The sequence below is a fragment of the Streptomyces sp. NPDC038200 genome (assembly GCF_055600785.1).
Genome location: NZ_JBVJYH010000023.1, coordinates 1 through 19,650, shown reverse-complemented (window position 1 = coordinate 19,650; position 19,650 = coordinate 1). Strand labels below are relative to the sequence as shown.

Sequence of the window (19,650 nt, the reverse complement as noted above, 5' to 3'; positions counted from 1 at the left end):
ACCACGAGGCGTGCGGGTCGGCGCCTCACCCGGCCGGGTGAAGCGGTTCGAGCGGTCCACCGGAGCAACGAGGAGCCGTGGGCCGGTCCGGCCGTGTCGAGGCGGCGACGCGGTGTCGAGGGAGCTGCCGGCTCGCTCCGGCAGCGCGCCGCAATGAGCGTCGGATGATGACCCAGAGTGCCGGACACCGTCAACCTCACGCCTGTCGATTCATCCCGGGAAAGGGTGAGCGGGGGAGGCGTGGCGGGGCGGTTTCGGTCACGACTGGGTGGGCGGCAGGTGTCAGGGATACGAGTGTGGCTCAGGGGGCGTGTGCACGACCGTACGGGTGGCGTCGCGGCAGGGAAGGACTCTCTAAACCTGCTGCGCGGGGGTGACGAGACTTGGCCTCTCGTCACTTTTCGTGTTCGCATGAATGCGGTGCGCTACGGAGCGTTCTCGCTCCGTCCCCGGGCAGTGCTGGTGCGCCCGGCCGACGGCGTACCCGCACCGCGGAAAGGATCTTCCATGCATCGCCTCCTGGCGCGACTCCTCCTCGTCATCGGCATGCTCGGCGCGCTGCTCGGCGGAGCCGTGACCGCCACCACGGCCCACGCGCGGGACCTGGGCACCCACATCGTCAACATCAAGACCGGCGGCAGTCTGCTCCCGCACAACTGGGGTGACGGCTTCCAGGAAGGGTGGGTGCACTACGTCTGGGACCGAGGCCAGACTCTCGGGGCCGACCAGTGGGAATTCGAGCCCGTCGCCGGCTTCGTCTACATCATCCGCAACACCAAGACCGGCATGTGCCTCAAGCCCGGCGCTCCCTGGTTCAACAAGCCGCGGGTCACGGAGGGGACCTGTGGGACCGGTCTGGAGTTCCAGTGGGAGCTGACCCAGCGGCCGCTCGACGGCGCGTACAAGATCTACAGCCGTTCCGCGCGCCAGATCATGACTCCGTACTACGGCACCAACCTCGGAGAAGTCGTCGTCCTCGAACCGAACAACAACGCCGAGAAGGTCTGGTGGTCCCTCGACAACGACCCTGTGACCCCGCAGATCCCGGCCACCACAAGTTGACCCGCCGTCATGCGACGGCCTGTGAGCCGGCCGACCCGCTGTCCGGCGGCTCCTTGAGCGACTGATCTCGGCGAGCAGCCCTGACCTGCCGACGAGCGGGGCTGCTGCGCCGCCGTGTGCGATTGCCGCGGCCCCAACCGGCGTAGAGGTATCTCAGCGTGGAGGTCGTCGCGAAGTGAAGGGGGGAGTCACCCTCTGACCGAGTTTGCGATGTCGGTCGATGTCGATGTCGATGACGGTCGATGTCGATGTCACCCGGAGTCCCGGCCTTCCGCATCGGACGGGGGAGGCGGCTGCGTTCATGCCGCGTTGCCCTGGAGGTCGAGGGTCCAGGTCTGGCCGACGAGGGCGTGGCCGAAATCGTGGTGGGGTGCCTCGTCGGCGAGGGTGAATCCGAAGTGTTCGTAGATCCTGCGGGCGGACACCAGGTTGTCGGTGGTCCACAGCGTCACGCGCTGGTAACCGGCTTCGCGGGCGAAGGTGAGGGACTGCTCGACAAGGCGCGTGCCCAGGCCGAGGCCCCGGGCGGCCGGGGTGACGAGCAGGACGCGCAGTTTGGCCACTCCGGGCTGGTCGTCGGCGACCAGGAACACGCAGCCCGCGCGTTCCCCGTCGATCTCGGCGATCCAGGCCGCCTCCGTGGCCGGGGAATGCTTCGTCGCGTAGTCGCCGACGATCTTGGCCACCAGGGCCTCGAAGTCGGTGCTGAACCCGAACTGCCGGCTGTACAGCTCGCCGTGCGCCATCACCATCCAGCCCAGGTCGCCAGGACGGTCGGCACGGCGGATCTCGGCCTGCCGCTGCTGTGGAGCGTCTTCCTTCGGCATCGCACACTCTCCGGAATCAATAATCACCATAAGTTACTGACACGATCGTGTCAGTCGATTTAGACTAGGCCCATGCCCACGAAGACGGCAAACCCCTCCGCACGCCAGACACAGCTGCTCGAAGCCGCATACGAGTACGCGCTCACCCACGGACTGGCCGATCTGTCCCTGCGCCCGCTGGCCGAGGCCATCGGCTCCAGTACGCGGGTGCTGATGTTCCTCTTCGGCAACAAGGACGGGCTCGTGCGAGCGCTGCTGGAGCGGGCCCGCGCCGATGAGCTGGCACTCCTGGCACGCCTCCGCCAGGGCGACCCTCCGGCCGGCCTGGTTCCGGCAGCGGAGCAGGTGTGGACGTGGCTCGCCGCCGACGGGCACCGCCCGCTGCTGCGCCTGTGGGCCGAGGCGTACGCTCGTTCCCTCGTCGAGCCCGACGGACCCTGGGCCGGGTTCGCCAGGTCCACCGTGGACGACTGGCTCGACGTCCTGGCCGCCTGTCAGCCGCAGCCGGAACGAGACGGCGAGGAAGGCGCCGCCCGCCGCACCCTCACGCTGGCAGTATTGCGAGGGGCGCTGCTCGACCTTCTCGCCACCGACGACAAACACAGGGTGGCGGCCGCCGTGCGTCACCAACTGGCACTCCTGCGCCGCGAGGAGCGCGGCAACGAGTGACCACAGCACCCGCACTTCACCCGGGGCTTGCTGTCATCGCCGCTGTGCGTGCGTTCCGTCAACCGTGGCCGGCTCTGGGGAGAACGCGCTAGTCGAGGCGATTCCGGCGTCCTTGGAGGCGTCGCACGTCGGGATCGAGTTCGCTCCGGACGGGATGGTGGTTTCAGACCGGAGTGCCCGCAGACACCGAACGAGGTGTCGGGACGGCCCCTTGCTCTCCGAAGCGAGGACCGCCGCAGGCCACGGGCGATGCCGCGGCCGGACTTGGGTTCGGCCGCGGCATTCCTTTCCACGGGTACTCACCATGCCCCCGCTGAGTGCCCCGCCCCGGCGCGCGCATGCGGCGCCGAACGGGTGGTGTGCTGCCGCGGTCGGCCGGCCGCAGTCGGGAACCGGCCCGCACCGAGACCCAGGTCGTCCGGAACGCGGAGGAGGGCCGTCGAGCGGGCCGCGCGTGGCCCGTGAGGAATCGGCCTGGCCGTCACCGACCGGTCTTGCCGTGGCATCGGGTCGCCGCCCCCGCCGCGCCGGGTCCGCCGCAGTGGCGCCGGGCCCCAACCCCGAGCACCCGCACCCGCCGCGTGCACGGCGTGAGCCGTCCTCGTGTGCGGCCCCCGCAGGGAGTGTCGGCGTCCGGGGCTACTGTGCTGCCACATGAAGAACGTCACCCCGGAGTTGGACGGCTGGCGCCTGGTCTTCGGTGCCTTCGACCTGCTCGTCGGCGACCCCTGGGACGGCATGGTCGAGACCGTCGAGCGCGTCAGCGCGCACTGCGGGCAGGCCCAGTTCTTCTTCCTGGACGACGCCGGTGGCTCCGACGTGTGGATGGTCGCCGAGAACGGTCAGGTCATCCGTCAGTACGCTGCCGAGAGCGACCCCGAATGGGAGGGCGACCCGCTGCCCTGGGAAACCCTCGCGGTCGACGACCCCGACTTCGACCCCGAGTACGACGAAGCCCCGCCCAACGTGGGCACCACGGGCGCCCGTTCCGCCTGCGGCCACCTCTCGGTCGACCCCGGCGAGGTCGGCCCGGACACCGCAGTGCGCGGCCATGGCTGGCTGGCCCTCACCGCACCGGGTGTCGGCCACGGCGCCTTCCCCGGGCCTCTCCGCATCTGAGGCGCACCCTCGGGGCCGAGCCACGCAACGGGCCGAGCGGGGCACGGCATGGGGGCGGGGCCCCGGTTCCGGGACCCCGCCCCCATGACAGGCACTCCGCGACGATCAGGGCCGGCCGGTGTCCTTGAGCGACTCCTTGGCCTCGCGGGCGTCGCCCGCGGCCTCGGCCGCGCGGCCCTTGGCGATCAGCTTCTCGTTGCCGGTGGCTCGTCCGGCTGCCTGGGCGGCCTTGCCGACTGCCTGCTCGGCCTTGGCCCGGACCTTCTCGCTGGCGGCCATGCTGTTCACCTTCCTTGGTTGCGGTGTCAGGTGCTGGCTGTGCGCATGACCCGTCACGGTGCCGGTAAACCCGAGGTCAGAGCGGTACATCGCGTGACGCGTTCTGCGAGACCTCGGTGCGTGAGATGCCGGAGAGGGGGAATCGTGCACGGAGCGCATGCCCCTCACGCTGTAGAAATAACTTGGATTTTGTGTGCTTGTAGGGCTGGGATAAGGGCATTCGGTGGCCAGGAGGTTGATAACAATGGTTCCCCTGCTTCTGGTTCTTCTGCTGGCTCTGATCCTCTTCGGCGCGGGTTTCGCTCTGAAGGCGCTGTGGTGGATCGCGGTGATCGTCCTGGTCGTGTGGCTGCTCGGCTTCGTCGTCCGGCCCGCGGGCGGTGGTGGCCGCAAGGGGCGCTGGTACCGCTGGTAGCCGGTACCGCTGGTGGGCGAAGACGCCTGAGCGCGGGCGCACGCCCCGCGTGAAAGTGGAGAGGGGGCCCGGCCGAACACGGCCGGGCCCCCTCAGGCGTGAGACGGCACCCCGATCCGGGACGGCGGGAAGAGATCGGGCGTACCGGACGCGCCGCAGGCACGGCCGTCTGCGTGGATCAGCCGTCGTGAGCGGTGACATCAGGGGCGACGCGCACGAATCCCCTGGTCCACTCGTCCTCGTCGACGGTGTACTCGTCGATGACGAAGCAGTCCGGCTCGTCGGCGAAGCCCGGCTGGAGCCGTGCTCGGCACACGCGTTCCTCGGCCTTCTCCAGGGTGGAGTAGACGCCGAGCAACTTCGCGTCGTCGCCGTCCTGCTCGTCGATGTACACGGTGGGACCATCGGCGTGCAAGGTGGTACCGCCATCGCCGGCTTCGTTCTGATGTCCGACATGCCACAGGAGATAGACTTTCATCGCCGCAGGCTATCCCCGATGTGAGGCCGTCCCGTTCCAGCGCGGCACCCCGTCTGACGTCGATCCGGAGCGGTGAAGAGTGAGAGCGTTCTCGAACGCTGACGCCGGCCCGAGTGCGGTGGCGGACGCGGTGTCCCCGGCGACGGCTCGCATCGCCGCCCCCGTACACGGACCGCGTGAACTCCCTTGGTCCGTCGTGAAGTCGGCCTTCACCGACACCAGTTTTTCTTGATCAGATTCCTACAACCATCCGACATCACCGTTGATCTAGTCCTGTGCACGGACGACGGACGACGCCCCCATGCGTCGTCCGCGAGGCCTTGCCCCCTACCACTAAGGACTCTCATCGATGCGCATACGGCACCTCACGCGCGCTGTGGTCGCCTCACTGGCTCTCGCCTCCACGGTGCTCACGGCCGGCGGAGCGACCGCGGCACCGGCATCCGGCTGGGAGGTCTCCCTCTCCGGTGACAGCCCTGCCGGGTCCCTCATGTCCGTCTCCTCCGTCGATGACGATCTGGCCTGGGCGGTGGGAAGGAAGGGAGGCCAGGGTGTCATCATGCGCTGGGACGGCGCGAAGTGGAGCAAGGACACCGCGCCCGGACTCCCCGACGTCTGGGAATGGTCAGCGGTCAGCGCGGTGTCCGCGGACGACGTCTGGGCCTACGGCACGACGGGCCGGGATCAGCGGCTCGTGCACTATGACGGGGACCACTGGAGCAGTGTTCCCACGGTGGGCCCCGCGGACGACTCCTGGCCCGAGGTGCCGATCGATGCCGTCCCCGGACGTCTTTTCAAGGGCGGGAACGCGCTCTCCACCTACTCCGACGGCGCCTGGCACACCTTCGCGCTGCCGGCCCAGGTGGACATCCGGGACATCGACGCTCTCTCGGCGAACGACGCGTACGCCACCGGCATGCGGTACCCGGTGCAAGGGGGCCACTCGGTGACCTACCACTGGGACGGCACCACGTGGACGCTGCTGGACCAAGCACCCGTACACGCCGGTACGGACACCGCAAAGATCGCCGCCGTGTCATCGGACAGCGTCTATGTCGCCGGGTGGGCGGACGGCCCCGACGCCGGCCCGCCCGTGCCGAGCGTCGCCCACTGGAACGGCAGCGCGTGGGAGGACGTCACCGGAGAGCTGGCCGGCCTCTATGTGCACGCGATCGCTCCCGACGGCCGTGGCGGGCTGTGGGTCACCGGCAACGACCAGACCGAACCCGCCCGTGCGGAGCCGGTCTTCTGGCACTACGACGGCACCGCCTGGACCAAGGAAGACGGAGCGTCGGCACCCGACGGCGACACCCGATGGCCGTCCTACACCTTCTACGATGTGGCACCGGCCGGCGACTCAGGTGCCTTCTGGGCCGTCGGCGACTACTCCACGCCCATGGACGCGCACGGTGACCAGGAGGTCCACGGCCTGATCGAACGGTCCACCACGGCGCCCGCGGCGGCGACCGACCGCTGAGCTCCCGCGGTCCGGCGCATCGGCATCGCAGACGAGGACGTCTTCACCAGCATCATGGAAAGCGGCCTCCAGGGCTGCTCCGCCGGCCGCGGACGTGCCCAGTGGACGGCGGTCCTCCTGCCCGTTCCCGGCCGGTGACCTGGAGGAGACGGGCTAGCGGTGTACGCGGTGGTGATCTTCATCCGCTCGCCGGTCGCGTACGGCCGGTGCCAGGGCGCCCAGCATCAGCACCCCCGTCGACACGAACCCCCACGCGTACCCCGTGTACGCCGCGAGGAGGCCGAAACCCGCGGCGCCCACGCCCATGCCGCCGTCGTAGGCGAGATTCCACAGGGCGGTGACCGTGCTGTACGACGGACGGGAGGCACGGCTGTACATGAGGGTGAGCGTGGCGTTCTGGGTGATGCCGAAGCCGGTGCCGAAGACCACCGCGCCGGCCAGTACGGCGACCGGGCTGGAGATCACAGCCAGAGCCGACAGACCGGCGGCCGACACCAGCAGCCCCGGTACGACCAGCCGTGCCGGGCGCCGGCGGTCGCCGTAGCGCCCAGCCGCCCAACGGGCCACGGTCGAGGCGGTGCTCTGTGCCAGCAGGGCCACCGTGGCGACGCCGGACCCGTGCGGGACCGCCAGCGGCAGAAAGGCGACCAGAATGCCGGAGGCGACGGCGGTGGCAGCAGGAAGAAGCTCACCGTCGCGCCCACCACGCTCACGAACCGCAGCAGCAGGGCCCGGCTCAGCAAGGACGGCCGGGCTGTCGAAGTCCGTTCACGGGCAGGGGAGTTCGTCATGCCGTCGACGCTAGGTCCCGGTCGGCCCCCCCGGTAAGATCCAATTTCATGTCTGTGCAGTGGGCCGGTCTCTCGCCCGAGCTGCTGCTGACCGTCGACCGGGGCAGCGGCGAACAGCTGCGTGCCCAGCTGGAGCGGCAGTTGCGGGGCGACATCCGCACCGGGCGACTCGGTGAGGGCGACGGCTGCCCTCCTCCCGTGAACTCGCCCGCGCCCTCGGCCTGTCCCGTGGCCTGGTCCAGGAGTGTTACGCCCAACTGCAGGCCGAGGGCTATCCGGTCGGCCGCGTCGGCTCGGCCACCCGCGTCGCTCCCTGCGCACCCACCACCGTGCCCCCGCCCGAGGAGGAACCGGCCGACGGACCCCCGCACCTGATCGCCGACTTCCGGCACGGCGTCCCGGACCTCGCCCGCTTTCCCCGGGCCGACTGGCTCTGGGCGGTCCGGGAAGCGACCCGGACCATGCCCACCGCAGACCTCGACTATGGCGACCCGCGCGGGAGCCGTGCCCTGCGCGAGGTGCTCGCCGCCTATCTCCGCCGGGTCCGCGCGGCCGTCGCCGACCCCGCGCACACCCTCGTCTGCTCCGGCTACGCCCAGGGACTCGCCCTCACCCTCCAGGTCCTGGCCCACGCCGGCGTCCGTGCCGTCGCCCACGAGGACCCCGGCGGCCCGGCAGCCACGGCCGCGTCCACGCGCGCGGCGGGACTCACCTCGGTCCCCGTCCCGGTCGACGCGCACGGCATCGACGTCACCACGCTGGAGGCGACCGGCGCCCGAGCCGTCATCGTCACCCCCGCCCACCAGTGGCCCACCGGAGTCGTCCTCGCCCCGGAACGCCGGCACGCGCTGCTCGCCTGGGCCCGGCGCCACGACGCGTACGTCGTCGAGGACGACTACGACGCCGAGTTCCGCTACGACAGACAACCGGTCGGCGCGCCGCAAGGTCTGGCACCCGACCGTGTGGTGTCGATCAGCACGGTCAGCAAGTCCCTGGCCCCGGCCCTGCGTGTCGGCTGGCTGCTGTCCCCGCCCGCGCTCACCGCACCGCTCACCGAACTGAAACGGATCGCCGACCGCGGCACCCGCACGCTCGATCAGCTCGCCCTCGCCCGGCTCCTGGAGTCAGGCCGCCACGACCGTCACCCGCGCCGCATGCGCACGCTGTACGCGGCCCGCCGTACGGCACTGCGCAGCGCCCTGTCCGCCCATGCCCCGGCCGTACGCCTGACCGGCCTCGCGGCGGGCTTCCACGCGGTGGCCCATCAGCCGACCGGGACGGACGAGCAGGCGCTGATCGCCGCGGCCCGCGCCCGCCGTGTCGGTCTCCACGGCATGAGCGCCCACCGCACCTCCGGGGCGCCCGACCCGCCCCAACTCGTCCTGGGCTTCGGAGACCTGCCCGAGCGGTCGATGGAGGGCATCGTGCTGGTGGGGGACCTGTTGGAGGGACGGGCGTCCTGCTGGAGCCTCGCCCGTGGCGGCCCTGTGCCCCGCAACATCCGTGTCGCGGTGCGTTCGGGGTGAGGGGTGGCCGGCGGCCGGGCGGTCTCAGCCGCTCGAAGTCGCGGTCGGGGAAGCCCCGGAGGGCGTCCCCGGTGGAACTCAGGCGGTGGCGGTCGAGTTCGTGCACCGAAAGACGCCGATCTGCCGGCACTCACCGAGACGTCACCCAGGACCTGCGGGTCCCGGGCGACGTCCACGGTCTGCCCGCGTGGGGCCCCGCCCGTCGGCCCTGGCCAGGGGCTACGCTGCGACCGGGACGTGGGAGCGGGTGGAGCTGCGGTACGTGGAGATGCCGACGGCCAGCAGCCAGTAGCTGAACAGGGCCCCCATGAGCGCGGTCGTGCCCCAGCCGTTGGCCGCGTAGAAGTGGGCCGGGGTGTTGCCGAAGAACACGGACGGCACGAACGCCAGGTTGCAAGCCGCCAGGATGTACGCGGAGCGGCCGATCCAGCGGGGCAGCAGAGCCGTGCGGGAGACGACGTACCCCAGTGTGGCCAGGACCAGCGCCAGCAGCAGCCGGGAGATCGAGCCGTAGAGGACGTAGGTGCCGCTGACCGTGATCGTCGGATCGATCGGGTGGTCGACGGCGATCACCGCACCGGCCTCCAGCCCGGTCGAGACCAGGGCGATCGCCGTGTAGACCAGACCGATGGCGAAGGCCAGCGACCCGGCCCACTCGTAGTCCGGCCGGGTCTGCCTCACCAGTTCCCGGAACGCGGTCACGAACACGGCCAGGCACGTGAGGCCGACGATGCCGAGCAACAGCCTGGTCAGGACGTTGGCGTCCGGAGGCGGGCCCGAGTAGACGAAGTACAACGGCACTTCGATGATCAGGGCGACCGCGGTGACGATACCGGCGACGCCGGTCAGGCGCCTGGCGAAGCTTTCCTTCATGAGAGTTCCCCCGAGTCCGTGGGTGGGATCCGTGTCGGCCCGTGCGCCGACCTCATGAATCCTGCCGACGGCCGGGCCCGGTGTCGCGGGGCCTTGGCACCGGATCGGGGGTGGTGCCAACGACACCCTCGGCCGAGGCCCTCGCCGCAACCGGACGGCTTCCCGGCTCGGAGGCCCAGCAGCACGCGGCGGCCGGCGAACGGCCGGTCACCTCCCGTACAAGAAGAAGCGGGCGGGGACGAAGACCTCGTGACCGGTCGGGAATCGGACCCGCACTCCGGACTCGGTCCAGGTGACGGACTTGATGCCCAGGGCCCCCAGGTCCGGGGAGACGTGCACCCAGTGTCCGTAGGACAGGCCGGAGTCCCGGCCGATCACCATCCGGTACGCGTGCCGTCCGGACAGGGTGTGTTCGTGCACCAGCCCCAGGTAATGCGGCGATCGGTCGTCGTAGAGGGGTGACGCGGGCGCGGTGCTCCGGTACGTCACTTCGGTCTGCGGCCACCACAGCGCGGTCACGACGCCAACGGTCAGCAGGACACCCGCGACGGTGCCCGTCAGGAAGGCGCCGATCCTTCCCTTGAGGCGGGCCGGCGGCGCCGTGCGACCGAGCCGGTCGGCAGTGAACGTGTCGATGAGGCTTCTCCGGGACCGCGATGACTCCGCACCGGATGGACCCGGAGCCGGACTTTCCGAGAAGGACGCGAAACGAGCCCGTTCGGTTGGGGGACGGACCCTCGCGGTCGGGTTCAGCGCCCGCGCTGGTCGATGAGGGCGGCCAGGCCGTCCAGGATGCGCTGGAGCCCGAACTCCCACGCCTGGTCCTGTCCGCCGGACCGAGTTGCCGAGGCGAGGGCGGCGGTGAGAGCGGGGAACCGTTCGCCGTGCGCCCGCATCAGCTCGGTGAGGGCAGAACCGAGGCCGGCCTCGGGCTTGCCGGCGGGCCCCGCGGCTCGCGCCTGCTGCGCGATGGCGCGTACGTGCCCGACGAGCAGGACGGCCGCGTCCATCTGCTCGGCCCCGCTCAGTCCCGAACCGTGGAGAGCGGCGACGACGCCCTCCAGCCAGGAGAGTTCCCCGGGGCCCGGGACGCGCGGCCCGGTCGTCGCATCCAGCACCCAGGGGTGACGGCAGAAGTGCGCAAGCAGCCGGCGTGCCCACTCCTCCAGCTGCCGACGCCAGCCGGAGTGCTCACGTACCGCCGCGGGGCACGGGCCGATCGCGACGTCCACCATCAGGGCCACCAGTTCGGCCTTGCCCGGCACATAGCGGTACAGCGCCATCTTGGTCACGCCCAGTTGGGCGGCGACCCGCTGCATGGACACATCGGCCAGGCCGTCAGAGTCGGCGATCTCGATCCCGGCCCGCGCGATCCGGTCGAGATCGAGCGTCGGCCGGGGGCCTCGCGTGGGCTTGGGACGCGGGCCCCAGAGCAACCGCGCCACCTCGGCCTGATCACCCCTCACTGCTTGCCGCCTCTCCTGCCCGGTCTTGACGAAGTAACCGTGTCCAAAGTACACAATGCCTTTAGTGTCCATCGGACACAGTTTCTGATCGGAGGGTTCCGTTGAACGTCCTCATCTCCGGCGCGAGCGTCGCCGGTCCCGCGCTGGCCTACTGGCTGGGCCGCTACGGGTTCGATCCCACCGTCGTGGAACTGGCTCCGGCCCCGCGTCAGGGCGGCCACGCCGTCGACTTCCGCGGCACGACGCACCTGACCGTGCTGGACCGCATGGGCGTGCTTCCCGCACTGCGCCGTATCCAGACCGGCGGCAGCCCGATGCGTTTCGTCGACGAAGGCGGTCGGACACTGCTGCGCCTGCCGGCCGAGTTCGCAGGAGGCGAGGTGGAGGTGCTCCGCGAAGACCTGGCCCGGGTCCTGTACGAGCGCAGCCTTCCCCGCACCGAGTACGTCTTCGGTGACTCCGTCGCCCGGCTCACCGAGACCTCCACGGGAGTGCGGGTCGACTTCCAGGGCGGAGTCTCGCGCGACTTCGACCTGGTCATCGGCGCGGACGGGTTGCACTCCCAGGTCCGCCGCCTCGCCTTCGGCCCCGAGGAGGACTACGTGAGCCACCTCGGCCACTACGCCGCCACCTGGCAACTGCCCAACGATCTCGCGCTGGAGAAAGGCTCGGTCGGATTCAACGTGCCCGGACGGTTGGCGTCCGTCGGCGCCCACCACCGGGATCCGGCACGCGCGGGCGCCTTCTTCGTGTTCGCCGCGCCACAGCTGTCGTACGACCGCCATGACCCGCAAGCGCAGAAGGACCTGATCGACGGTGCGTTCAAGGGCCTCGGCTGGGAAGTGCCCCGCCTGCTCGACGCACTGCACCAGGCGCCCGACCTGTACTTCGACTCGATCAGTCGGGTGGACGTGGACACCTGGTCCAGGGGGCGCGTGTGCCTCGTCGGGGACGCCGCCTGCGGGGCCACCATCGGCGGCATGGGCACGGGAACCGCGGTGGTGGCCGCCTATGTGCTGGCCGGCGAACTCGCACGGGCTCATGGCGACTACCGCACGGCCTTCTCCCGGTACGAGTCCCGGCTCCGGAAGTACGCCGAAGGCTGCCAGGCGGGAGGCGGGCGCACCGGCAAGTTCCTCGCCCCCGGCTCGGCCGCGGGCATACGTCTGCGCAACACCCTGCTGTCCCGCCCCGTACTCCTGAACGCCATGCTCAGGATGGGGGAGAGAGTGAGCAGCACCGTGGCCCTGCCCGACTATCCCGCCGATCATCGCCCCGCCGGTCGTTGACTCCCTCGAGCCACCGAGGGACGGGGGAGACCGGTGTCCCCACCGCTCGATCCGTTGCGGCACGACGTGATGCGATGCGGCACGACGAGGGCGGCTGTCACCGAGGCCGGTACGGACCGGAGTCCGGAGGGCTGTTCCCGGTGTTGGTACGCTCCGCATCCACGGCGAGGGAGGGAGGCGATCGTGGAGGCAGGGCCGTCGAGTCCTCCGAGACCCAGGCTCAGAGGAGTGGGCTCCGGCGTCCTCGTCGGCGCGCTGACCGCGGTGGTGTCCCTCACCGCCATCGGGAGGGCGTGGGCCGCTTGTGACATCGGCGGCAGTGCCGCGGCCGACGGCATGACCCTGCTGTTCCTCGCCCCGCTCGTATGGATCGCCGCTGCGGTTCCGTGGGTGATCCTGCACAGCACCCTCGGAAGACGTCACCCCAGGGCAGCACTGGCCGCGGGGCTCGTCCTCACCCTGGGGTTCATCTGGTTCCTCGTGACATGGCTCGGCATGCCGACCTCCTACCCGGCCCCCTTGTGCCCGGGCAACGTCCCACCCTGGTGGCCGAGCTTCGTCCCGGCATGACCGCGCGGCGCCGGGCGTGAACGACACCGGCACCGGCACCGACAGGCGGCCCGCGCATCCGAACGCGTACCCGGTGGCGGGGGCGTCCGCAGTCAGCGGCACTCGACCGCCCGCCGCCCGCCGCCCGCCGCCCGGCCCCCGTTCACCGTCTCGGCCCTCAACGAGCGGTGTGCCTCGCTGCCGGTGCGTCCTCCGTCTCCCTGAGGGAGGCCGACAGGGCGCGGGCCTCGTGTTCGGTCATCCGGGAGGTGTCGTACGGCACGGCGTTGACCCAACGCTGAGTCAGCCGGGCGATCCGCTCGCCGTACCGCTCCGCGGTGATCCGGTCGCCGCGCGAACCGGCCTGCTCCGGCCCCTGGTCGGCATGGCTCTGGCTCATCAGGCCCAGCCACGAGCCCAGCCGGTTCACATCGTCGCGGGCGCCACCGCTCCAGTTGTTGCCGGGCATGTCGCCCACGCCGATCCACTGCATGCCCATCTGCGCGGCGAAGACCGCCAACTGCTCCAGGACCACCAGCTTGTCGCCGCTCTGCGAGGCGGACATGGTGAAGCCTCCGGCCAGTTTGTCCTTCCACGCCTGCGTCGTGAACGGCGTGAACGCCGCCTCCATGAACGCCTTGAACACCGCCGACACGCTGCCCATCAGCGTCGGGCAGCCGAAGACGATCGCATCGGAGCGCTCGAGCAGCGCCAGCACCTCCGCGTCATGCCAGCGGCCCTCGCGGACGTCCTCGGGCCGGATCTCCACGAGATGCACCCGGGCGCCCGGCACCAGCCGCGCCCCGTCGGCGAGGTGCTCGGCCAGTACCCGGGTGTGCCCGTGCACCGAGTGGTGGACCACCGTCACCGTGACCATCGGCGCGTCCTGCGCACGGTCAACGTCATGGACTGTCATGTGCTTTCCCTTACTTCCGGCCAGGGGAACGTCCTTGCTCGCCCAGCCATCACAGCCTCCGTACGGCCCGGCATCAACGCCGAACTTCGGCATGCAGCGATCGGTCGCACCGATCGATCGCGTTAGCCTGGCCCCATGGACAGGATCGAGCTGGAAGCGTTCGTCGCGGTCGCGGAAGAGCTCCACTTCGGCCGCGCCGCCGCGCGTCTGCACCGGGGGCAGCCCACCGTCAGCGACGCCGTCAGGCGGCTGGAGACCACCCTGGGCGGGCGGCTGTTCCACCGCACCAGCCGCCGGGTGTCACTGACCGATCTCGGCGAAGCGCTGCTGCCCGACGCCCACGCCACCCTGGCCCAGCTGCGCCGCTTCCGGCAGCGAGGACGCTCCCTGGCCGCCGGCGACCGAGCCGGCACCACCCTCGTTGTCGCCCATGCCGAATACACCGGCCACCAGCTGCTGTTGCGCTGCCTGCCGCAACTGCGCGACCGTTTCCCCGACGTGACGATCGTGCCGGAGACCATGCCCACGACGGCCCAGCTCACCGCGCTGCGGGCGGAGACGATCGGGCTGGGCATCGGCTGGGCCACCGACGACGTCACGGGCGTCCGCGCGAGGGTGCTGTCCACCGAGAGGTTCATGGCGCTCGTACCCGCGACCCACCCCCTCGCCGGGCACGCCGAGCTGAGCGCGTCCGAACTGTCCACCACCGACCTGCTCACGTGGCCCCACCAGATCAACAGCGGTCTCTGCGACCGCCTCCTGTCCGCCTTCCGCATCGGCGGAGCCGACCTGCGCATCATCAGAACCGCCGACAGCGTGCACGCCATCGCCGCTCATGTCGCGGCGGGAACGGGCATCGGCATCACGGTCGAATCCGCACTCGACCACCAGCCACCCGGCCTGCGCATCATCCCCCTCACCGGCCCTTCGACCACCGCCGACCAGGTCGTCCTCACCTCCACCGAGCCGTCGGACACCGCGGCGGCACTACGCGACCTGCTGCTGAACGCCTCGGCAGAGTCGCCTTCCCCTGATCACTGAGTGCTGTGCTTCGTGATGTGCCTCGCCGTGACCGTCCCGCTCCGGCGGCCGGGCTCCCCGACGGCGGTCGTCCGGTGCCGACGCCAGGCCGTTCCTCGCCTCGCGTTGTCTATGATCTCCGACCTGATGGAGGAGGGGCCACATGGCGTTTCAGGAGTACGTGGAACGGGCCGTCGGCGAGGTCGTCGGTGAGTTTCCGGCGGCCAGTGGGATCTACGCCGTGACGTTCCGTATCGACAGCGTCGATCAGGACCCGAGATTCCCGTACGTGGCGATCGGCTACACGACCGAGGCCGACGCCGGCGTGTCGGCGCAGACGGCTTCGGACGCCTGGGAGGCGCGCTGGAGTTACGCGTTCTTTCCGGAGACAGGGCTGGAAGGGGTCAGGAGTGTCGGGCGCGAACCCGACGGTGCGCTGGCGCACCGGCGCGAGGCCGAGGCGCGGGGGCTCTGGTACGAGGACGACGACGAGACGGACGATCGCGACGAGCGGTTGGTCGAGTGGTTCTACGAGGTGTGCGTCGCGGCGGCTCGGCACCTCCACCACAGCGGCCGGCTCGTGGAAGTGCTGGGACGGCCGGTCCCCGTGATCCTGTACGACATGTTCGACCCGGACGCGATGTTCGCGCTGACGTCGGCCGCCAATCCGGCGGAGCTGATCGCCGGGTTCACGGCCGAGGCGCCCTGACCCGGCCACCGCGCGTTCGCACCGCATGTGACAGCGGTGTACGGAACCTGTCACAGGGCTCGTACCGGCAGGTGCCGCGGCTTCCCCCGAGCTCCGCCGGGTGGGATGTTTACCGGCCGGAGCGGCCCGCGGCGGGCCGCAGGGAGGGAACGGGGTGGAGACCTTGACGAGGCGACAGCACCGAACCGGCAACGGCAGAACCGCCGGCAGCGCTCGAAGACGCGGCAGGACCGACGGTAACGGCACGACACGGCGCCGCCGGGCCGCACTGGCCGCCACCGCGCTCGCCATGGCCGTACCCCTGACCCTCGACGCCGCGGCCGACGCGGGGGCGGCGGGGGAGCACCGGATCGTCTTCGCCCGTTACACCGCGGCAGCACCCGTCGAAGACCTCTACGCGATCTCCTCCGGCGGAGGCACGCCCGTCAAGCTCACTCACACCGCGACCGTGAGCGACGTGATGCCCAGCTGGTCCCCGGACGGCAAGCGGGTGGCCTTCGTCCGCTACGGATCCGGTGGCAGCATCGACGGCATCTGGACGACGAAGGCCACGGGCGGCGGCCTGAAGGCCGTCCCCGGCACCAAGGGCGCCTCCGACCCGGCTTGGTCCCCGGACGGCCAGCGGATCGCCTACGCCAAGCCGGTCGGCACCCAGCGTGAGATCTATGTGGCCGACATCGACGGCACTCCCGCCACCCGGCTCACTCACACCGCCGCGGACGACCTCCATCCGACGTGGTCCCCGGACGGCAAGTACCTGGCGTTCAACCGCGCGGACGCGGGCGGACACAGCAGGCTGATGCGGATCCGGCTCTCCACTCTGACCCAGACGCCGGTCACCGGTTCCGGGTCCCACGACTGGACGCCCGACTGGTCGCACGGCAACAGGATCGCCTTCAGCCGCGTGGACTCCTCGGGCTTCGCCCGCCTCTACCTCGTCCGCCCCGACGGCACCGGACTGCATCGCATCACCGCCGCCCGCTTCAACGACAAGAACCCTTCGTGGTCCCCGGACGGCAGCCGTCTGGTCTTCACCAGAGGCGGTGGCGACGACGCGGACCCGGAACACCTCTACCTGGTCCGGGCCGACGGCACCGGCCTGGCCCAGCTCACCAAGACCGACTCCCATGACCTGGAAGCCGACTGGCGCTAGCAAGCCGTCGTCCCCTCCGGTGGATCGGTCCGGGGCCGGTCCCGGACCGATCCCCGCTGTGAGCGGTCGCGCACCCGGCCGTGATTCGCTTGACCCGGCCACGGGGCAACGCTGCACTGTGCGGGGCACCACGAGGCACGGCGCCGGAATCCAGGGGAGGCAGCGGACGCCGAAGGCGTAGAAGTGGCCGGTGCCCTTCGCCCCCTGCGACAATTGGCTGGTACGGCGATCGAGGGAGGAAGCCCGTGTGTCGCTTGTTCGGCCTCAGCAGCGCCCCGAACCGTACCCACGCCACGTTCTGGCTGCTGGACGCACCCGACAGCCTCAGCCTGCAGAGCCGCCAAGACCCGGACGGTACCGGCCTGGGGTACTTCACCGGCGACGGCACCCCGCACATCGACAAGGCTCCCATCGCGGCCTACCGAGACCGCACTTTCGCCCAGGATGCCCGGCACGCGCAGTCCGCCACCTTCATCGCCCACGTGCGCTTCGCCTCCACGGGCAGCCTCGACGCCCGCAACACCCATCCCTTCGAGCAAGAGGGGCGGCTGTTCGCGCACAACGGAGTCATCGAGGGCCTGGACCAGCTCGATGACCACCTGGGCGATGAGCGGTCACTGGTCAAGGGCGACACGGACTCCGAGCGGTTCTTCGCTCTGATCACCAAGGAGACGCACCGGCACGAAGGGGACGTCACCGCCGGTATCGAGCAGGCCGCTTCCTGGATCGCCCGGAACCTGCCCGTCTACGCCCTCAACCTGATCCTTGTCACCCCTGACCAGCTGTGGGCTTTGCGTTATCCGGAGACCCATGAGCTGTACGTCCTGGAGCGGCCGGCGGGTGGCCAGCACAGAAGCCGGCATCTGGACCACAGCGGCAGCCACGGCCGCATGCGTATCCATTCCGCCGATCTGGCCGACCGCCCCGCCGTCATCGTCGCCAGCGAGCAGATGGACGACAATCCCCACTGGCGCCCGATGGAGCCGGGCGAACTCTTTCACGTCGGCCCCGACCTGCGCATCAACCGTCGAGTGATCCTGCCCGATGTCCCGGCCCACCAGCTGACCCTCGGTGACCTGCGGCCTGAGGCAGCCGCCTCCCAGAGAGCCGCGTAGCCGTGCGGGCCGCCGGGGCCGGCTGTACACCAAGGTGGTCAGCCGGGGTGGCCACTGCGCTTGACGTGGCGAGCGCGCCCTGTCCGTGATCACCGGTGGTCGCTGCGCAACCGAAAGCCCGGCACACGCGTCGGTGGAGACGTGGAACGCGAATGGCTCTTCTCTTTGATACCCCTGGCGATCGGCGTGGTCTTCCTTGCCTTCGGCGTGTTCGGTCTTCACCGTGCGAGCGTGCTGCGCCGTACAGGCGTCGATGCCAAGGCATGGATCGTCCGCCACGAGACCCGGCGCGACGACGAGGGTGCCACGTACTACCACCCGGTGGCGGCCTGGACGGCGGACGACGGAAGCACGCACGAGTACGCCTCCCGGTTCGGGCGGGGAACCATGCGAAGCGGATTCGGCGTCGGGGCGCAGGTGACGGTTCGTTACGACCCCAAGAACCCTCGCCGGTTCGCGATCGAGGGCTGGGACATCAAGGCGATCGACGTGCTGTTCACGGTGCTGGGGTCGATCGTCACCGTCGGCACGGTGACCGTGGTGCTTGTCCGGCTGCTCGCTTTCTGAGCCGAGGCAGGACTCCTGACGGATCGGCAGCAGACCCCGGAAGCCGCCGGCTGGGGTTCACGAGGGTGACTTCAGCCACCGCCGCGCCGCGGCGAGACTCACCTCGACGTCATCGCTCCACGAGCAGACCTCCAGCCACGAGAGATAACCGCCCTGGGCGAACACCAGGACCTCGCCAGGGCACTCGCCGGTTTCGGTGAGGAGCTGTACGGCGGCGGCGACGACGCTGCCGGGGCCGGTCGGTGCGGGCACCACCTTGTCGGTGTCGATTTCGAAATAGGCGGTGCCGCACCCGCACTTGCAGCGGGATCGCACCCTGAGCCGGGGAACCTGCCGTCGGAGTGCGACGTGAACGGGCTCGACCGAGTCCAGGACGAGGTCAAGCACGTCGGCTACGTCATCGGGCAGGCTGTCGGTCATGCCGTCACGGTAGCTGACCAGCAGCTTTGGGCTTCGACCCATGCCGGCTCAGCCGACGACGACAGTCACGGTCACCTGTTCAGGGCCAGATCGGTGCCTGTGAGGCAGCCGTCGACGGTCTCCGGTCGGTACTGCAGCATCTTCAGCTTGCGCTTCACGGCCTGGAGCCGTAACAGCTCCCGTGTGGTTCTCTGGGCGTCGGTCAGCCCGCCGCCCTGCGCGTACCTCACAGCCCGGGGCTACTGGTGCCGACACCCAGCTGTCAGGCGAACGGCACCGACATCACTCAATCAAGTTCGGTAGCCACCAGGGGCAGCTGCGTCGCTGGTGTGCCTGGAGCCGACGACACATCCCTGGGCCGGTCGCAATGTGCGTTGAACATACCCTTGTGCCTGTCCGGTGGAGCATACGGACGACCGGGTGTGGGGTATGTGTCCGGTTTGGTGGATATTGCGGCCTGGTGTTTCTTTCAACTCGGGTTGCTGCTACAGCCATCTGGGTATGGTTATGCCAACTGGGGGTTTCCACAGGGGCGTTGATGTGTTGATCCGTGGCCGACGAGGTCGGTCCCGGTCGCCTCTCCGGTGGTCTCCCCGGGGTGAGGGGCGGGGTCGGCATGGCCCCGGGCCCTTGGTCCTCGCACCCCTGAGCGCCGATGGCGGAGTGGTTTTCCTCACTCCCTATTGTCGCCGGGCGGCGCGTAATTCGGCGTCCCCAAATTAGACTTTCGTGGCCTTCTTGCGCGCACGCCATCTCTCGCCTGGTGTGACTTTATATGGGGCATAGGGGGCCACGTGGGGTGGTTCGGAGTGGGGTGTTGTCGCGGACGGTAGCGGCGGACAATTACGTTAGGTGTGACTGGTTGCTGCAGCTGGGTGGGGCATGATGGGGGTGGTCGGACTCTTTGACGCTGGATATGGGGGATGGCGT

22 protein-coding genes and 1 pseudogene are annotated in these 19,650 nt (G+C 70.2%); 13 read left to right on the top strand and 10 right to left on the bottom strand.

Translation table 11 applies throughout. From position 1 onward, the window contains the following. The first annotated feature begins 507 nt into the window (after positions 1-507). Positions 508-1,062: an RICIN domain-containing protein gene (locus ACZ7KF_RS34485; RefSeq protein WP_471084120.1), complete on the top strand. Its 555-nt coding sequence runs from the start codon at positions 508-510 to the stop codon at positions 1,060-1,062. 299 nt (positions 1,063-1,361) lie between these two features. On the opposite strand, the gene ACZ7KF_RS34480 is transcribed toward ACZ7KF_RS34485, so the two are convergent. After that, a complete protein-coding gene (locus tag ACZ7KF_RS34480) occupies positions 1,362-1,889 on the bottom strand; it encodes a GNAT family N-acetyltransferase (RefSeq protein WP_471084117.1) in 528 nt (175 codons plus the stop codon). 72 nt (positions 1,890-1,961) lie between these two features. On the opposite strand from ACZ7KF_RS34480, the gene ACZ7KF_RS34475 reads away from it, so the two are divergent. Together ACZ7KF_RS34475 and ACZ7KF_RS34470 are read left to right on the top strand one after the other, a co-directional pair. After that, positions 1,962-2,558 (top strand): TetR/AcrR family transcriptional regulator, encoded by a 597-nt coding sequence (locus ACZ7KF_RS34475; protein WP_471084114.1) that lies wholly within the window; start codon positions 1,962-1,964, stop codon positions 2,556-2,558. Positions 2,559-3,212: 654 nt separating this feature from the next. Then, positions 3,213-3,677, top strand: coding sequence for a hypothetical protein (locus ACZ7KF_RS34470; RefSeq protein ID WP_471084111.1), 465 nt, complete (start codon positions 3,213-3,215; stop codon positions 3,675-3,677). A 105-nt stretch (positions 3,678-3,782) separates the two neighbouring features. On the opposite strand, the gene ACZ7KF_RS34465 is transcribed toward ACZ7KF_RS34470, so the two are convergent. Next, positions 3,783-3,956, bottom strand: a complete 174-nt coding sequence (locus ACZ7KF_RS34465) for a CsbD family protein (RefSeq protein WP_471084108.1) — start codon at positions 3,954-3,956, stop codon at positions 3,783-3,785. Between the two features lie 244 nt (positions 3,957-4,200). Here ACZ7KF_RS34465 and ACZ7KF_RS34460 point away from each other — a divergent pair, with 244 nt between their 5' ends. Further along, complete coding sequence (locus tag ACZ7KF_RS34460) at positions 4,201-4,371, top strand: DUF5670 family protein (RefSeq protein WP_225826492.1); 171 nt, start codon at positions 4,201-4,203, stop codon at positions 4,369-4,371. Between the two features lie 178 nt (positions 4,372-4,549). Here the strand turns inward: ACZ7KF_RS34460 and ACZ7KF_RS34455 are convergent, their stop codons facing one another. Next, positions 4,550-4,849, bottom strand: coding sequence for a DUF7336 domain-containing protein (locus ACZ7KF_RS34455; RefSeq protein ID WP_471084105.1), 300 nt, complete (start codon positions 4,847-4,849; stop codon positions 4,550-4,552). A gap of 349 nt (positions 4,850-5,198) precedes the next feature. Here ACZ7KF_RS34455 and ACZ7KF_RS34450 point away from each other — a divergent pair, with 349 nt between their 5' ends. Further along, complete coding sequence (locus tag ACZ7KF_RS34450; RefSeq protein WP_471084102.1) at positions 5,199-6,326, top strand: hypothetical protein; 1,128 nt, start codon at positions 5,199-5,201, stop codon at positions 6,324-6,326. Between the two features lie 153 nt (positions 6,327-6,479). On the opposite strand, the pseudogene ACZ7KF_RS34445 reads toward ACZ7KF_RS34450, so the two are convergent. Next, positions 6,480-6,983 (bottom strand): annotated as a pseudogene (locus tag ACZ7KF_RS34445) (MFS transporter); the annotation flags it as partial. A 319-nt stretch (positions 6,984-7,302) separates the two neighbouring features. On the opposite strand from ACZ7KF_RS34445, the gene pdxR reads away from it, so the two are divergent. Further along, positions 7,303-8,643: a MocR-like pyridoxine biosynthesis transcription factor PdxR gene (pdxR, locus tag ACZ7KF_RS34440; protein ID WP_471084426.1), complete on the top strand. Its 1,341-nt coding sequence runs from the start codon at positions 7,303-7,305 to the stop codon at positions 8,641-8,643. Between the two features lie 219 nt (positions 8,644-8,862). Here the strand turns inward: pdxR and ACZ7KF_RS34435 are convergent, their stop codons facing one another. The 3 genes from ACZ7KF_RS34435 to ACZ7KF_RS34425 form a co-directional block, all read right to left on the bottom strand. Next, the gene (locus tag ACZ7KF_RS34435; RefSeq protein ID WP_471084099.1) at positions 8,863-9,516 is read right to left on the bottom strand and encodes a hypothetical protein; all 654 of its coding nucleotides are present in this window, start codon (positions 9,514-9,516) and stop codon (positions 8,863-8,865) included. Between the two features lie 207 nt (positions 9,517-9,723). Continuing rightward, positions 9,724-10,035 (bottom strand): hypothetical protein, encoded by a 312-nt coding sequence (locus tag ACZ7KF_RS34430; RefSeq protein WP_471084096.1) that lies wholly within the window; start codon positions 10,033-10,035, stop codon positions 9,724-9,726. A gap of 230 nt (positions 10,036-10,265) precedes the next feature. Then, positions 10,266-10,982, bottom strand: a complete 717-nt coding sequence (locus ACZ7KF_RS34425) for a TetR/AcrR family transcriptional regulator (RefSeq protein ID WP_471084093.1) — start codon at positions 10,980-10,982, stop codon at positions 10,266-10,268. A gap of 101 nt (positions 10,983-11,083) precedes the next feature. On the opposite strand from ACZ7KF_RS34425, the gene ACZ7KF_RS34420 reads away from it, so the two are divergent. After that, complete coding sequence (locus tag ACZ7KF_RS34420; protein WP_471084090.1) at positions 11,084-12,271, top strand: FAD-dependent monooxygenase; 1,188 nt, start codon at positions 11,084-11,086, stop codon at positions 12,269-12,271. A 228-nt stretch (positions 12,272-12,499) separates the two neighbouring features. After that, on the top strand, positions 12,500-12,841 hold the full coding sequence (locus ACZ7KF_RS34415; protein ID WP_471084087.1) for a hypothetical protein: 342 nt from the start codon (positions 12,500-12,502) through the stop codon (positions 12,839-12,841). 157 nt (positions 12,842-12,998) lie between these two features. On the opposite strand, the gene ACZ7KF_RS34410 is transcribed toward ACZ7KF_RS34415, so the two are convergent. Continuing rightward, a complete protein-coding gene (locus ACZ7KF_RS34410) occupies positions 12,999-13,736 on the bottom strand; it encodes a flavodoxin family protein (RefSeq protein ID WP_471084084.1) in 738 nt (245 codons plus the stop codon). A 135-nt stretch (positions 13,737-13,871) separates the two neighbouring features. On the opposite strand from ACZ7KF_RS34410, the gene ACZ7KF_RS34405 reads away from it, so the two are divergent. From ACZ7KF_RS34405 to ACZ7KF_RS34385, 5 genes are all read left to right on the top strand, one after another. Next, positions 13,872-14,777, top strand: a complete 906-nt coding sequence (locus tag ACZ7KF_RS34405) for a LysR family transcriptional regulator (RefSeq protein ID WP_471084081.1) — start codon at positions 13,872-13,874, stop codon at positions 14,775-14,777. 142 nt (positions 14,778-14,919) lie between these two features. After that, positions 14,920-15,465: a hypothetical protein gene (locus ACZ7KF_RS34400; RefSeq protein WP_471084079.1), complete on the top strand. Its 546-nt coding sequence runs from the start codon at positions 14,920-14,922 to the stop codon at positions 15,463-15,465. Between the two features lie 289 nt (positions 15,466-15,754). After that, positions 15,755-16,618, top strand: coding sequence for a hypothetical protein (locus tag ACZ7KF_RS34395; protein WP_471084077.1), 864 nt, complete (start codon positions 15,755-15,757; stop codon positions 16,616-16,618). Between the two features lie 245 nt (positions 16,619-16,863). Beyond that, complete coding sequence (locus ACZ7KF_RS34390) at positions 16,864-17,733, top strand: class II glutamine amidotransferase (RefSeq protein WP_471084075.1); 870 nt, start codon at positions 16,864-16,866, stop codon at positions 17,731-17,733. A 141-nt stretch (positions 17,734-17,874) separates the two neighbouring features. Beyond that, positions 17,875-18,300 (top strand): DUF3592 domain-containing protein, encoded by a 426-nt coding sequence (locus tag ACZ7KF_RS34385; RefSeq protein ID WP_471084073.1) that lies wholly within the window; start codon positions 17,875-17,877, stop codon positions 18,298-18,300. A 57-nt stretch (positions 18,301-18,357) separates the two neighbouring features. Here ACZ7KF_RS34385 and ACZ7KF_RS34380 read toward each other — a convergent pair whose 3' ends face one another. Then, positions 18,358-18,720 (bottom strand): hypothetical protein, encoded by a 363-nt coding sequence (locus ACZ7KF_RS34380; RefSeq protein ID WP_471084071.1) that lies wholly within the window; start codon positions 18,718-18,720, stop codon positions 18,358-18,360. A 71-nt stretch (positions 18,721-18,791) separates the two neighbouring features. Next, the gene (locus tag ACZ7KF_RS34375; protein ID WP_471084451.1) at positions 18,792-18,950 is read right to left on the bottom strand and encodes a hypothetical protein; all 159 of its coding nucleotides are present in this window, start codon (positions 18,948-18,950) and stop codon (positions 18,792-18,794) included. Between the last annotated feature and the right edge of the window lie 700 nt (positions 18,951-19,650).

Excerpts from the sequence above, each read along its gene's own strand:
- ACZ7KF_RS34485 (WP_471084120.1), top strand. The coding sequence starts at position 508 with ATGCATCGCCTCCTGGCGCGACTCCTCCTCGTCATCGGCATGCTCGGC.
- ACZ7KF_RS34480 (WP_471084117.1), bottom strand. The coding sequence starts at position 1,889 with ATGCCGAAGGAAGACGCTCCACAGCAGCGGCAGGCCGAGATCCGCCGT.
- ACZ7KF_RS34475 (WP_471084114.1), top strand. The coding sequence starts at position 1,962 with ATGCCCACGAAGACGGCAAACCCCTCCGCACGCCAGACACAGCTGCTC.
- ACZ7KF_RS34470 (WP_471084111.1), top strand. The coding sequence starts at position 3,213 with ATGAAGAACGTCACCCCGGAGTTGGACGGCTGGCGCCTGGTCTTCGGT.
- ACZ7KF_RS34465 (WP_471084108.1), bottom strand. The coding sequence starts at position 3,956 with ATGGCCGCCAGCGAGAAGGTCCGGGCCAAGGCCGAGCAGGCAGTCGGC.
- ACZ7KF_RS34460 (WP_225826492.1), top strand. The coding sequence starts at position 4,201 with ATGGTTCCCCTGCTTCTGGTTCTTCTGCTGGCTCTGATCCTCTTCGGC.
- ACZ7KF_RS34455 (WP_471084105.1), bottom strand. The coding sequence starts at position 4,849 with ATGAAAGTCTATCTCCTGTGGCATGTCGGACATCAGAACGAAGCCGGC.
- ACZ7KF_RS34450 (WP_471084102.1), top strand. The coding sequence starts at position 5,199 with ATGCGCATACGGCACCTCACGCGCGCTGTGGTCGCCTCACTGGCTCTC.
- ACZ7KF_RS34435 (WP_471084099.1), bottom strand. The coding sequence starts at position 9,516 with ATGAAGGAAAGCTTCGCCAGGCGCCTGACCGGCGTCGCCGGTATCGTC.
- ACZ7KF_RS34410 (WP_471084084.1), bottom strand. The coding sequence starts at position 13,736 with ATGACAGTCCATGACGTTGACCGTGCGCAGGACGCGCCGATGGTCACG.
- ACZ7KF_RS34405 (WP_471084081.1), top strand. The coding sequence starts at position 13,872 with ATGGACAGGATCGAGCTGGAAGCGTTCGTCGCGGTCGCGGAAGAGCTC.
- ACZ7KF_RS34400 (WP_471084079.1), top strand. The coding sequence starts at position 14,920 with ATGGCGTTTCAGGAGTACGTGGAACGGGCCGTCGGCGAGGTCGTCGGT.
- ACZ7KF_RS34395 (WP_471084077.1), top strand. The coding sequence starts at position 15,755 with ATGGCCGTACCCCTGACCCTCGACGCCGCGGCCGACGCGGGGGCGGCG.
- ACZ7KF_RS34380 (WP_471084071.1), bottom strand. The coding sequence starts at position 18,720 with ATGACCGACAGCCTGCCCGATGACGTAGCCGACGTGCTTGACCTCGTC.